Raw genomic sequence first — 13,521 nt, forward strand, 5'->3', positions numbered from 1 at the left:
TTGAGGTAAGACGTGGCAAAAGCGGCAAAACGGGCATTTGTGTGCAATGAGTGCGGGGCGGACTATCCGCGTTGGCAGGGGCAGTGCAGCGCCTGCCATGCCTGGAACACCATCACGGAAGTGCGTTTGGCCGCGTCGCCCGCAGCGGCGCGCAACGATCGCCTCAGCGGCTATGCCGGCGACGCCGGCGTCAGCAAGGTGCAGAAGCTGTCGGAAATCAGCCTGGAGGCACTGCCTCGCTTCACCACCGGCTTTCTCGAGTTCGACCGCGTGCTGGGCGGCGGCGTGGTGCCCGGCAGCGCCATTCTGATCGGCGGCAACCCCGGCGCCGGCAAAAGTACCCTGTTGCTGCAGGTGTTGTGCAAACTGTCCGAACAGATGAAAACCCTGTACGTCACCGGCGAGGAATCGCTGCAGCAGGTGGCGATGCGTGCTCACCGTCTGGGGCTGCCGACCGGCGGCCTGAACATGCTGTCGGAAACCAGCATCGAGCAGATCTGCCTGATCGCTGAGCAGGAGCAGCCGAAGCTGATGGTGATCGACTCAATTCAGGTGATGCACATGGCGGACATTCAGTCTTCGCCGGGCAGCGTGGCGCAGGTGCGGGAAACCGCCGCCTATCTGACGCGCTTCGCCAAGACGCGCGGCGTGGCGATCGTGATGGTCGGGCACGTCACTAAAGATGGCTCGCTGGCCGGGCCAAAAGTGCTGGAACACTGCATTGACTGTTCGGTGCTGCTGGACGGCGACGCCGATTCCCGCTTCCGTACCCTGCGCAGCCACAAGAACCGCTTCGGCGCGGTCAACGAGCTGGGCGTGTTCGCCATGACCGAACAGGGGCTGCGCGAAGTCAGCAACCCTTCGGCGATCTTCCTTAGCCGCGGCGATGAAGTCACTTCCGGCAGCTCGGTGATGGTGGTGTGGGAAGGCACCCGGCCGCTGCTGGTGGAGATCCAGGCGCTGGTGGATCACTCGATGATGTCCAACCCGCGCCGCGTGGCGGTGGGCCTGGAGCAGAACCGGTTGGCGATCCTGCTGGCGGTGCTGCACCGGCACGGCGGGCTGCAGATGTCGGATCAGGACGTGTTCGTCAACGTGGTCGGCGGGGTGAAGGTCAGCGAGACCAGCGCCGATCTGGCGCTGCTGATGTCGCTGGTCTCGAGCCTGCGCGATCGGCCGCTGCCGAACGATCTGGTGGTGTTCGGCGAAGTGGGGCTGGCGGGGGAGATCCGCCCGGTGCCGAGCGGCCAGGAGCGCATCTCCGAAGCGGCCAAGCACGGCTTCAAGCGCGCCATCGTGCCGCACGGCAATATGCCGAAGAAGCCGCCGGCCAACATGCAGGTGTTCGGGGTCAAGAAGCTGGCGGACGCGCTGGACGTGCTGGAAGAGTTTTATTAATGTCGCTGACGGCGAGCAAGATATGCTATTTTGTTTAGCATATTAAACGGAGGTGGCCATGCCGCAATTTGATTACCTGAAGACGTCCATCAAGCAAAAGGGTTGTACTCTGCAGCAGGTGGCGGATGCCAGCGGCATGACCAAGGGCTATCTGAGCCAGCTGTTGAACGACAAAATCAAAAGCCCGAGCGCGCAAAAGCTCGAGGCGCTGCACCGTTTTCTCGGGCTGGAGTTCCCGCGCAAAGAGGTTAAAGTCGGCGTAGTGTTTGGTAAATTTTACCCGCTGCACACCGGCCACATCTATCTGATCCAGCGCGCCTGCAGCCAGGTGGACGAGTTGCACGTTATTTTGTGCCACGACGAACCGCGCGACCGCGAGCTGTTCGAGAACAGTTCGATGTCGCAACAGCCGACGGTCAGCGATCGCCTGCGCTGGCTGCTGCAGACCTTCAAGTACCAGAAAAACATCCATATCCACTCGTTCGACGAGCAGGGCATCGAACCGTACCCGCACGGCTGGAACGTGTGGAGCGACGGCATGAAGGCCTTTATGGAACAGAAGGGCATCGTGCCGAGCTTCATCTATTCCAGCGAAGCGCAGGATGCGCCGCGCTACCGCGAGCATCTGGGCATCGAAACCATTTTGGTCGATCCCGAGCGGTCGTTCATGAACATCAGCGGCAATCAGATCCGTCAGGATCCGTTCCGCTATTGGGATTACATCCCGACCGAGGTGAAGCCGTTCTTTGTGCGCACCGTGGCGATCCTCGGCGGTGAGTCGAGCGGCAAGTCGACGCTGGTCAACAAGCTGGCCAACATCTTCAACACCACCAGCGCCTGGGAATATGGCCGCGATTACGTGTTTTCGCACCTGGGCGGCGACGAGATGGCGCTGCAGTACTCCGACTACGACAAAATTGCCCTCGGGCAGGCGCAATACGTGGACTTCGCAGTCAAATATGCCAACAAGGTGGCGTTTATCGATACCGATTTCGTGACTACGCAGGCGTTTTGCAAAAAATACGAAGGGCGTGAACACCCCTTCGTGCAGGCGCTGATCGACGAATACCGTTTCGATCTGGTGATCCTGCTGGAAAACAACACGCCGTGGGTGGCGGACGGCCTGCGCAGCCTCGGCAGCAGCGCCGATCGCCTGGCGTTCCAGCGCCTGCTGGAGGAGATGCTGCGCGCCAACAACATCGAGTACGTGCACGTTGAGTCCAGCGATTACGAAGAGCGCTTCCTGCGCTGCGTCGAGCTGGTGCAACAGCTGCTGGCGGCGGACGCCGGCCGGCTGGCGAATGCACCCGCCCATCGCCACGCCGCAGGCTGAGGGAAATTAGCGTAATGTGCGATCGCGGCGGCAGAAACGGCCGCCCGGGCGCACATTTAACGGCTTGTTTAAACATGGTTCATTCGACAGCGACTAAGTTGAGATTTTCTTTACAATAACGCTCAGAAGAAGTCATGTCTTATCGCTTACTCGCTCTCTGGTTGGTCTGCTATGCCGCAGCCTGGACGCTGCTGACCGTTCATCTCGATCCTACCCTGCCTTACGACGCCGTTGAGGCGCTCAATTGGGGCCTCAACGGCGAGTGGGGCTCACCGAAAAATCCTTGGTTGGTCGGTGCGGCGATGCAGCCTGCGATCTGGCTCTCGTGGCTGCCGCTGAACGTTTACTGGTACGGCGGCCACTTCATCGCCATCGCCATCGGCATGTTGGGCGTCTGGCTATTGGCGCGCCGCCTGAGCGGCAGCACCTCGCTGGCCTGGATGGCGCTGCTGACGCTCAACCTGTCCGGCATCATCAATTTCGACATCATTCCCTACAACGACAACTACCTGTTGGTGATGCTGTGGCCGTGGATGGCGCTGTTCTTCCACCTGGCGATCTCGCGTTCGGCCAACTGGTGGCCGGCCTTCGCATTGGCCGCCGGGCTGGCGATGATGGCGAAGTACTCGACCTTCGCCTTCGTCTATTTCGCGGCGCTGTCGACGCTGTTCGTACCGCAGATCCGCCGCTGCTACCGCCAGCCGCAGTTCTATCTGGCGGTGGCGATCTGGTTGGCGCTGGTGCTGCCGAACGTGTTCTGGCTGTGGAACCACGACTTTGCCGCCTTTAAGTGGGTGGATTCGCAGATCAAGATGCAGCTCAATCTCGACATGCTGCAGTCGCTGCTGCTGGTGTTTTATCCGTCGCTGGTGCTGTGGGGGATCCTGCGGCGCAGCGGGGCGGTGCTGGCCTGGCCATCGGCCTTGCCGATGCGGGTGTTGCTGTGGGTCTACCTGTTGCCGCTCGGCATCATTACCTTCTGGTTCTCTTTCAACGTCGGCGGCCGGCTGACCGAATGGCTGCAGCCGTTCTTCATGCTGGCGCCCGCGCTGCTGGTCGGTTGCGTGCGTCAGCCGCCGGTGCGTTCGCTGCGCGCGGCGACCATTGGGCTGATGTGCGCAGCGCTGGCGGTCTATCTGGGGTATGCCGCGGTGATGCTGGGCAACGTGCGCAACGCCGGCCAGAAAATGGTGGGTATCAAGGCGTTCAGCGCAGGGGTGGAGCGGCTGTGGCAGGAGCGGTATGGCGTCGACCTACGCTACGTCGGCGGCGAATACCTGTCGCAGTGGATGACGGTGTACGCCGGTTCCCGGCCGCAGACCATTACGCGCTGGTCCAATCATACGCGGCCGAATATCTACAACGTCAACATCAGCTATCCGCAGATTGCGCAGCACGGCGTCGCCCTGTTCGGGCGGTTGGGTGAAGACTGCGCGCATAGCGATTTCGGCGGGGAGCTGGCCCACTGGCCGAAACTGCGCCTCGACTGGCAGCAGACGCTGACCTTCCGCGCCGATCCGCAGGCCGATGAGCAAACGCTGTGCGTCGGTTTCGTTCGTCCGCAATAACGGCGGCGCAGAACGCCGCCGCGATGCGAACTTAGTAAGCGATAACCAGCTTGCCTTGCATGTGGCCGCCGAGTAGCTGTTGATGTGCGGCGGTCAGCGTGTCTACCGACAGCCCGTGCAGGGTTTCGCTCAGCGTGGTGCTCAGCTTGCCCTCGTCCAGCAGCTGCGCCACTTGCTGCAGGATCTTGCCCTGTTGCGCGATGTCCGGGGTGGTGAACATGCTGCGGGTGAACATGAACTCCCAGTGCAGCGCGGCGCTTTTCAGCTTCAGCGCGTTTTGATCCAACGGCTGCGCGTTCTCGACGATGGTGCAGATATGGCCGAGCGGCGCGACCAGCTCGGCCATCGCCGGCCAGTGGCCGTCGGTGTCGTTCAGACACAGGATGTAATCCACCTGCTCGATGCCCTGCTGCGCCAGGTTGCCCTTCAGATCGCGGTAATCCACCACCAGATCGGCGCCGCGCTCACGGCACCAGGCGGCGGATTCCGGTCTTGATGCGGTAGCGATTACTTTCACCTTGCTGCGCAATGCGGCCAGCGGAATGGCCAGCGAGCCGACACCGCCGGCGCCGCCGATGATCAGCAGCGTCTTGTGCTCCGGCGCGTCCTGAATGTTCAGGTGTTCGAACAGCGCTTCCCAGGCGGTGAGGGCGGTGAGCGGCATGGCGGCGGACTCGGCCCAGTTCAGGCTGCGCGGTTTGTGAGCGGCGATGCGTGAGTCGATCAGCTGGTGGCTGCTGTTGCTGCCGGGCCGGGTGATGTCGCCGGCGTACCACACTTCATCGCCGGGCTTGAAGCCGCTGACGCTGCTGCCCACGCCCACCACGATGCCGCTGGCGTCCCAGCCAAGGACGCGTGGCTGCTGCAGGCCGCTTTTCTGCAGACCGGCGTGCACTTTGGTGTCCACCGGATTGACCGACGCCGCTTTCACTTCCACCAACAGATCGTACTGACCGGGTACCGGCATCTCCGGTGAGATTTCGATGAAACCGGCGGGGTTCTGCGGGTCTACGGCAATGGCTTTTATCGACATGATTGTACTCCTTTCAAATGATGCCTCCAGTGTAGACCCGCAGCAGTGGGGTGATAAGATGGACAATATCTAACGGAGTGTTCGTTTAAGGTGAACAATGGAATTCAAACAGCTGCAGGACATGGCGCTGTTCGCGCTGGTGGCGGAGTGCGGCAGTTTTACCGCAGCCGCGCAGCGCGTCGGGCTGCCGAAGTCCAGCGTCAGCCAGCGTATCAGCCAGCTCGAACAAACGCTGGGGCTGCGATTGCTCAATCGCACCACGCGCCAGCTGAACCTGACCTTCGCCGGTGAGCGTTATCTGGAGCATTGTCAGGCGATGATGTCCGCCGCCGAACGCGCCGATCTGGCGCTGCAGCGGCTGCGCGATAACCCGAGCGGCCGCCTGCGCATCTCGACGCCTGCCGGGCTAGGGGCAACCCTGGTGGCGCGGCTGGCGGCGGATTTTCAGCGCCAGTACCCGGACGTTTCGCTGGAGGTGTCGGTGTCCGACGCCATGGTGGATCTGGTGCAGGAAGGTTACGACGCCGCACTGCGTACCGGCAAGCCGCAGGATTCTTCACTGATCGGCCGCCGCCTCGGGTACGCGCCGCGCTATCTGTTGGCTGCGCCATCCTATCTGGCGCAGCATCCGCCGATCGAACACCCACAGCAACTGCAGCAGCATCGTTGCATCGCCCATCGGGCTTGGACGGCCTGGAACCTGCGCTGCGGCGACGATTATTACCGCTGGCAGCTGCCGCTGGCGCACACCACCGACAACCTGCTGTATGCACGCGAATGTGCCATTGCCGGTGCCGGCATCACGCTGCTGCCGGCGTTTCTCAGCCGCGAGGTGGTGGCGCAGAAGCTGTTGGTGGAGGTGTTGCCGGCGTGGCGTGCGGAAGGGAACGAGCTGTATCTGGTCTACCCGAGCCGCAAGCTGAATTCCCCGGCGCTGGCCTGTTTCATCGATGTGGTGCTGCAGCATCCGGCGTTCGACGACTACGCGCGCGAGTTGGCGCGGGAGTAAAAAAAGGCGCCGCATGCGGCGCCTTGGGTATTACTTGGCGATCTTCTTGTACTTGATGCGGTGCGGCTCGAGCGCGTCGGCGCCCAGCGTACGCTTCTTGTACTCTTCGTACTCGGTGAAGTTGCCTTCGAAGAATTCCACCTTGCCCTCGTCCTGGTAGTCCAGGATGTGGGTGGCGATACGGTCGAGGAACCAACGGTCGTGCGAGATCACCATGGCGCAGCCAGGGAATTCCAGCAGGGCGTTTTCCAGTGCGCGCAAGGTTTCGATATCCAGGTCGTTGGTCGGTTCATCGAGCAGCAGCACGTTGCCGCCAACCTGCAGCAGCTTGGCCAGGTGCAGACGGCCACGCTCACCGCCGGACAGCTCGCCCACGCGTTTGCCCTGATCGACGCCCTTGAAGTTGAAGCGGCCGACATAGGCACGGCTCGGCATCTCGGTGTTGCCGATGCGCATGATGTCCTGCCCGCCGGAGACTTCTTCCCACACGGTTTTCGAACCGTCCATGCTGTCGCGGAACTGATCGACGGACGCCAGCTTGACGGTATCGCCCAATACGATGCTGCCGGAATCAGGCTGCTCCTGACCGGACATCATGCGGAACAGCGTGGATTTACCCGCGCCGTTCGGGCCGATGATGCCGACGATTGCCCCTTTCGGCACCGAGAACGACAGGTCATCGATCAGCAGGCGGTCGCCGTAGGACTTGCGCAGGTTGCTGACTTCGACCACTTTATCGCCCAGGCGAGCGCCAGGTGGGATGAACAGTTCGTTGGTTTCGTTACGTTTCTGGTATTCGGTGTTGTTCAGCTCTTCGAAGCGGGCCAAACGGGCCTTGCCTTTGGACTGACGGCCTTTGGCACCCTGACGCACCCACTCCAGCTCTTTCTCGATCGACTTGCGACGAGCGGCTTCGGCGGACGCTTCCTGCGCCAGACGCGCGTCTTTCTGCTCCAGCCAGGACGAGTAGTTGCCTTCCCACGGGATGCCTTCGCCGCGGTCCAGTTCGAGGATCCAGCCGGCCACGTTATCCAGGAAGTAACGGTCGTGGGTGATCGCCACCACGGTGCCTTCGAAGTCGTGCAGGAAGCGTTCCAGCCAGGCCACGGACTCGGCGTCCAGGTGGTTGGTTGGTTCGTCCAGCAGCAGCATGTCCGGTTTTTCCAGCAGCAGGCGGCACAGCGCGACGCGGCGGCGTTCACCCCCGGACAGGTGGGCGATTTTGGCGTCCCAGTCCGGCAGGCGCAGCGCATCGGCGGCGCGTTCCAGTTGGGCGTTGAGGTTGTGACCGTCGTGCGCCTGAATGATCTCTTCCAGGCGGCCCTGTTCGGCGGCCAGCTTGTCGAAGTCTGCGCCTTCTTCCGCGTACAGTGCGTACACTTCGTCCAGGCGTTTCAGCGCGCCGACCACTTCCGCCAGCGCTTCTTCCACCGATTCACGCACGGTGTGTTCGAGGTTAAGCTGCGGCTCCTGCGGCAGATAACCGATCTTGATGCCCGGCTGCGGGCGCGCTTCCCCTTCGATATCGGTATCGATGCCGGCCATGATGCGCAGCAGGGTGGACTTACCGGCGCCGTTCAGGCCCAGTACGCCGATTTTTGCCCCAGGGAAGAAGCTCAGGGAGATGTTTTTCAAAATATGACGCTTCGGCGGTACTACCTTGCCGACGCGGTGCATGGTATAGACGTATTGAGCCACGTTGCTCTAAGCCTCTCTATATCAGTATTTATAGGATGTCTGGCGGCATGAGTGTAGCCCGTTTCGATCTCGGATCCCAGACATCGCTCAGCGATCGCTAAGTATAACCGTTTATGCGCCGATAAAGGCGCATATTGGTGGCTTATGGCGTGACGACGATCGCGACGCGGCGGTTTTCCGCGCGGCCGCTGGAGGTGCGGTTATCGGCAACGGGGTCGCGTTTGCCCATGCCGCGAGTTTCGATATTGGCGCGCGGAATGCCGACGCTGGCCAGCAGATCGGCCACCGCATCGGCGCGGCGCAGGGATAGCTGGTCGTTGTAGCTGTCTTCACCGTAGTTGTCGGTATGGCCGTCCAGGCGGAACTTGGTGATGCCGACGCTCAGCAGCGCACGGCCCATTTTCTGCACCGTCTCGGTGCTTTCCGGGTTCAGCTTGCCGATGTTGTTACCGAACAGCACTTTATCCGACAGGCCGAACTCCCAGCCGTTATCGGTCAGCTTGAAGCCCTGCGATTGCAGCAGCGCAACCTGCTCGGGCGTCAGGCCCTGCGGCTTGCTCTGGCAGCCGGCGAGCGCCAGCAGGGCGACGAACGCCATCGCCAGCAGTGAAAAACGACCTTTAAACAGTTGCTGTATCATAGTCAAAATCCCTAGTTCAAGTGTTATAGCCGGGGCTCTTATTTATGTATAGCCAGCCGCCAGCCTCCGTTATAACGATGCTTTGCCTGATACATCGCATCGTCAGCTTCGTGCAAAAGACCCTGAGGCGTCGACGCGTGATCAGGGTACAGCGCAATACCGATACTCAGAGAGGTAATGACCGTCTCGTCGTTCGGCAAAATGACCGGTTGCGTCATGCAGTCGATGATGTTGTCAGCGATCTGCAAGACATCTTCCGTGCCGTGTACCGGCGCCAGCAGCACGGCGAATTCATCCCCTCCCAGGCGTGCGACCAGATCGGTTTCGCGCAGCTGCGCGCGAATGCGTCCGGCAATGGTGGTCAGCACCGCATCGCCTGCGGCGTGGCCGTAACTGTCGTTCACCTCCTTGAAACGATCGCCGTCGATAAACAGCACCGCCAATTTCGCCGGCGATTCGATATCGCCCAGCGCCCGGCTCAGCCGTCCTTCGAAGAAGGCGCGGTTCGGCAAACCGGTCAGGCTGTCGTGCGTCGCCCGGTGCGCCAGCGAGTCGTTCTCCTGCTTCAGATGAGCCTGCCAGGCCTCCAGCTCGTCGAGCAAGCCGTTGAAATCGTTGCTGAGTTCATGCAACTCGGCGATAGGCGCCGACGGCACCCGCAGGCCGAAGGTGCGATCGCGGCGCACCGCATGTGCCACATTGGCGATATCGTCCAGCGAACTGACGATGCCGACCAGCATGCGGCGCGACAACACCAGGGCGCACAGGGTGCTGAGCACCAGGCAGGCGATCATGCCGACCATGCCGCGCAACAGGAAACGCAGCAGGCTGCCGCCGTTGCCGCTCAGCCAGACCTGGCCGACCTGCTTGCCCTCGTGGGTGATAGGCAGAATGACCGGCTCGGGCAGCGCCCAGTGCGCGACGATCTGCTCAAGGCCATGCAGCGGCCCATCGGTGGGATGGCGCCAGTTGGCCAGCATCTTGCCGTTGTTGTCGAGGATCCGCACGTCCGATACCTCTTCGTTGGAGGCGATCAGCATCAGCGCTTCGCGCGCGGCAGTGCGATCTTCAAACACCACGGCGGCTTCGACGGTATAGCTGATGGAGCGCGCGATCAGGTGCAGGTTGTGATTGGCATAGGCGCGCAGCGCAAACAGCGCCACCAGCGTCAAAAAGATGCCGGCGGTGCCGACGGCGATCAGCGCCAGCCCAAGATGCACCCGCTGCAGCACTCGGCCCAGCGTCGGGCGCGCATTGCCGGAGCGGTTTCTACGCAACAGCCTCATAGCGGCGGCGCCTGTTTGCGTGCCAGCTGCAGCACGTTGGGGTGAACGCGCACGCCGCTGCGCGCCAGAGCGTCCAGGTTGACCTTGAAACTGGCCTGGTCCCCATCGATCTGCAGGCAAAAAGCGCTGCCGGCGGAGCATTCGCTATCGTTTTCGCTGATGCTGAGAATGGAGTTGCCGGAAATGCGCTGCATGAAATTTTGTCTCTGCGCGGCGGTGATGTTCCCTAAGTAGATGACATCGCAGCCGGTACTCAGCGTTGGGCTGTCGAACGGCACGCGCTCGGCTTTAATCGGGCGCGGCGCGCTCAGCAGGATCGGATCGAACAGCCCTTCGGCATACTGGGTGGGCGCGGTCACGCACAAGCGGATCGGATTGGGTTCACGCGACCAGCGGGCGTAGCTGATGATGCCTACCACCACGGTCGTCACGGCGTGCGTGCGCTTTTGATAGGGATCATCGGCGGCGTGCGCAGGCCCGGACAACGTCAGCAGCGCTAACAAAACGATCAGCAGCAGGCGACCGATATTCAGGCGTGCGCCAAGGAAGCCCGGCTCGGGGCTTTTTGCGCAACGCATTGCTATCGCGGTCTTATTCGCCATCTTCACCCGCCATTCCGGCCTGATCCACCGCCCGCAGGCCGTGGCCTGACAAGGAAAAATCCGGCCCGCTTGAAGGGACTATCGTTTTGCTGAAAGCTGTCAGTCGCACTGCCTAATGAACACTATCTAACCCATAATTGGCGCGGATTGTATTATAAGATGTCTTCGTTGGGCGCTTTATGTGCTGTTTTCTCGGAATTATCCTACTTATTTTTGATAGTATAAAAATGCCTACCCGGGTTTGCCACCGCTTTTCTGCAAAGTTGGCGCGTTTGGCCAGCTGTCAGGCGATTTGCGCAACGGCGGGCTCATATCTCAAATGAAATAATGTGATAGCTAATAATTAAAAAGCATTTTACTTCTTTCATAAACACCGGGCCGGTTAATAAAAATCCGGTGACTGGAAATATCCCGGCGACCTGATTTGTCAGTCAAAGTAAACGTTTTTTACCTGGCTCCCGTCATGGCGATACACTTCTTCTTCTACAGTATTGAATGGATAAGCGATTGCGCTGTCTATGGTAGATATCTGCGTCCGGGCCGTGCGCCCGGCTTTATTTTGTCCCGCGGCGCCGTGCGCGGCGGTCACCGGGGGGGCTGGGCGGCTCCTGCGGTACAACCAGTGAGGAAAGAGCGAGGATGGTCAAGGTGGACAAGCGACGGCTGTTGGCAATGGGGCTGTGCCTGACGGCGTTTTCAGGCGCGGCGCTGGCGGATTCTCTGGATGCGCAACGTCAGCGCTACCAGCAGATCAAACAGGCGTGGGACGGCAATCAGATGGACGTGGTGGCGCAGCTGATGCCGACGCTGCGTGATTATCCGCTTTATCCTTACCTGGAATACCGCGAGCTGACACAGGATCTTAGCCAGGCGGGGTTCTCCGAGGTGAACGACTTTATCAAGCGCAACCCGACGCTGCCGCCGGCGAAATCGCTGGCGCCGCGCTTCGTCAATGAGCTGGCGCGGCGCGAAGACTGGCGCACCCTGCTGGCCTTCAGCCCACAGCCGCCCAAACCGGTGGCGGCGCGCTGCAACTATTACTACGCCAAATGGGCTACCGGCGACCAGCAGGCGGCCTGGAGCGGCGCCGATGAACTGTGGTTGAACGGCAAAACGTTGCCGAGCGCCTGCGATCGGCTGTTCAGCGTCTGGCGCGGCGCAGGCAAGCAAACGCCGCTGGATATTCTGGCGCGTATGAAGCTGGCGCTGAAAGAGGGCAACAGCTCGCTGGTCAGCAACCTTTACAGCCAACTGCCGGCCGACTATCAAACCATGGGCAACGCCCTGGTGCGCTTGCAAAACGATCCGACCACCGTGGAAGCCTTCGCCCGCAGCGTAGGGCCGACCGACTTTACCCGTGCCGCCACCGGCATCGCCTTTGAACGCCTGGCGCGGCAGGATGTGGAAAACGCGCGGGCGATGATCCCGACGCTCGCGCGGCTGCAGAAAATGAGCGACGACGAGCGGCTGGGGCTGGAAGAGTCGGTGGCCTGGCGCCTGATGGGCAGCGACGCTACCTATGAACAGGCGCAGTGGCGCGATCAGGTGATTCTGCGCAGCCGTTCGCCTTCGCTGCTGGAGCGCCGGGTGCGCATGGCGCTGGGTAACGGCGATCGGCAGGGCGTCGCGACCTGGCTGGCCCGTCTGCCGGAAGCGTCGCGCAACAAGGATGAGTGGCGCTACTGGCGCGCCAGTCAGCTGATGGACGAAGGCAAACGCGCCGAAGGCGAGGAGATGTTGCGCAACCTGATGACCGAACGCGGTTTCTATCCGATGGTGGCGGCGCAGAAGCTGAACGCCACTTATCCGGTGATGGTGGCGGTGGCGGCCAAGCCGCGCACGTCGCTGGTCGACGGGCCGGAGGTCGCCCGGGTACGCGAGCTGATGTACTGGAATATGGACAACCTGGCCCGCAGCGAATGGGGCTCCTACGTCGCCAGCCGCAGCCGGCCGGAACAAGAGGCACTGGCGCGCTACGCCTTTGAGCAAAAATGGGCCGATCTGAGCGTGCAGGCGACCATCGTCGGCAAGCTGTGGGATCATCTGGAGGAACGCTTCCCGGTCGCTTGGCCACAGGAGTTCCGCCGCGCCACCGATGACAAGGGGATCACCAGCAGCTATGCGATGGCGATCGCGCGCCAGGAGAGCGCCTGGAATCCGAAGGCGCAGTCGCCGGTCGGTGCCGCCGGCCTGATGCAGGTGATGCCGCGCACCGCGCAGCATACGGTGCAGATGTTCAATATTCCCGGCTATGTCGGCCCGAGCCAACTGTTCGATCCGCAGACCAATATCACCATCGGCACCAGCTATCTGGAGTCGGTCTATCAGCAGTTCGGCCGCAACCGCATTCTGTCGAGCGCCGCCTATAATGCCGGCCCGTCGCGGGTGAATACCTGGCTGGGCAACAGCGCGGGGCGGATCGATCCGGTGGCGTTCATCGAAAGCATTCCGTTCTCTGAAACCCGCGGCTACGTCAAGAACGTGCTGGCTTATGATGCGTTTTACCGTTATCTGACGCACCGGCCGGCCAAGGTGCTGACCGACGCCGAGTGGCAGAGACGTTATTGATTTTGACGGCCCTATGGTATGCTGCTGTACTAGTTAAATAGTATGGTGGCTGCCATGACGCAATTATCGTTAAACGACCCCGCTCTTTCAGAACAAGGCAATGAGGATTGGCTGCGCTTCGTCGCGCTGCTGCAGAATTCGTTTGCGCAAGAACTTCATCAACCGCTGTTGCAGCTGATGTTGACGCCGGACGAGCGCACCGCGCTGGGCACCCGGGTGCGGATCATTCAGGAATTGATGCGTGGCGAGATGAGCCAGCGCGAGCTGAAAAATGAACTGGGCGCGGGGATCGCCACCATCACCCGCGGTTCTAACAGCTTGAAAGCGGCTTCACCCGCGCTGAAACAGTGGCTTGAGCAGCAGTTGCTGCACGACGCGCCCTAGTA

The 13,521-nt window shown here is 61.5% G+C and carries 11 protein-coding genes; 6 read left to right on the forward strand and 5 right to left on the reverse strand.

All coding sequences use genetic code 11. The features are described from left to right. The first annotated feature begins 12 nt into the window (after positions 1–12). The 3 genes from radA (at position 13) to ACMGGW_RS01730 (ending at position 4,299) form a co-directional block, all read left to right on the forward strand. Positions 13–1,398 (forward strand): DNA repair protein RadA, encoded by a 1,386-nt coding sequence (gene radA, locus ACMGGW_RS01720; RefSeq protein WP_025159617.1) that lies wholly within the window; start codon positions 13–15, stop codon positions 1,396–1,398. A gap of 58 nt (positions 1,399–1,456) precedes the next feature. Further along, positions 1,457–2,731 carry a multifunctional transcriptional regulator/nicotinamide-nucleotide adenylyltransferase/ribosylnicotinamide kinase NadR gene (gene nadR, locus ACMGGW_RS01725; protein ID WP_025305219.1) on the forward strand — a complete coding sequence of 425 codons (1,275 nt, stop codon included), beginning with the start codon at positions 1,457–1,459 and terminating at the stop codon, positions 2,729–2,731. Positions 2,732–2,865: 134 nt separating this feature from the next. Further along, positions 2,866–4,299 carry a glycosyltransferase family 39 protein gene (locus ACMGGW_RS01730; protein ID WP_049205436.1) on the forward strand — a complete coding sequence of 478 codons (1,434 nt, stop codon included), beginning with the start codon at positions 2,866–2,868 and terminating at the stop codon, positions 4,297–4,299. A 31-nt stretch (positions 4,300–4,330) separates the two neighbouring features. Here the strand turns inward: ACMGGW_RS01730 and ACMGGW_RS01735 are convergent, their stop codons facing one another. After that, positions 4,331–5,332: a zinc-binding alcohol dehydrogenase family protein gene (locus ACMGGW_RS01735; RefSeq protein ID WP_049205434.1), complete on the reverse strand. Its 1,002-nt coding sequence runs from the start codon at positions 5,330–5,332 to the stop codon at positions 4,331–4,333. 97 nt (positions 5,333–5,429) lie between these two features. Between ACMGGW_RS01735 and ACMGGW_RS01740 the strand changes: the two genes are divergently transcribed. Further along, a complete protein-coding gene (locus tag ACMGGW_RS01740; protein ID WP_025305222.1) occupies positions 5,430–6,341 on the forward strand; it encodes a LysR family transcriptional regulator in 912 nt (303 codons plus the stop codon). A gap of 30 nt (positions 6,342–6,371) precedes the next feature. On the opposite strand, the gene ettA is transcribed toward ACMGGW_RS01740, so the two are convergent. From ettA to ACMGGW_RS01760, 4 genes are all read right to left on the reverse strand, one after another. Further along, positions 6,372–8,039 (reverse strand): energy-dependent translational throttle protein EttA, encoded by a 1,668-nt coding sequence (gene ettA, locus ACMGGW_RS01745; protein ID WP_025159620.1) that lies wholly within the window; start codon positions 8,037–8,039, stop codon positions 6,372–6,374. Between the two features lie 142 nt (positions 8,040–8,181). Continuing rightward, on the reverse strand, positions 8,182–8,679 hold the full coding sequence (locus ACMGGW_RS01750) for an OmpA family protein (protein WP_016929155.1): 498 nt from the start codon (positions 8,677–8,679) through the stop codon (positions 8,182–8,184). A 38-nt stretch (positions 8,680–8,717) separates the two neighbouring features. Continuing rightward, positions 8,718–9,965, reverse strand: a complete 1,248-nt coding sequence (locus ACMGGW_RS01755) for a diguanylate cyclase domain-containing protein (protein ID WP_025305223.1) — start codon at positions 9,963–9,965, stop codon at positions 8,718–8,720. Continuing rightward, positions 9,962–10,573, reverse strand: a complete 612-nt coding sequence (locus tag ACMGGW_RS01760; RefSeq protein ID WP_025305224.1) for a YfiR family protein — start codon at positions 10,571–10,573, stop codon at positions 9,962–9,964. The genes ACMGGW_RS01755 and ACMGGW_RS01760 overlap by 4 nt, the downstream gene beginning before the upstream one ends. Positions 10,574–11,206: 633 nt before the next feature. Between ACMGGW_RS01760 and sltY the strand changes: the two genes are divergently transcribed. Both sltY and trpR read left to right on the forward strand, forming a co-directional pair. Continuing rightward, complete coding sequence (gene sltY, locus ACMGGW_RS01765) at positions 11,207–13,135, forward strand: murein transglycosylase (protein ID WP_038630194.1); 1,929 nt, start codon at positions 11,207–11,209, stop codon at positions 13,133–13,135. Positions 13,136–13,189: 54 nt separating this feature from the next. Further along, positions 13,190–13,519, forward strand: a complete 330-nt coding sequence (trpR, locus tag ACMGGW_RS01770; protein WP_016929152.1) for a trp operon repressor — start codon at positions 13,190–13,192, stop codon at positions 13,517–13,519. Positions 13,520–13,521: the final 2 nt, after the last annotated feature.

Origin of the sequence: Serratia sp. BNK-4, from assembly GCF_048685115.1 — a bacterium.
GTDB classification, from domain to species: domain Bacteria; phylum Pseudomonadota; class Gammaproteobacteria; order Enterobacterales; family Enterobacteriaceae; genus Serratia; species Serratia bockelmannii.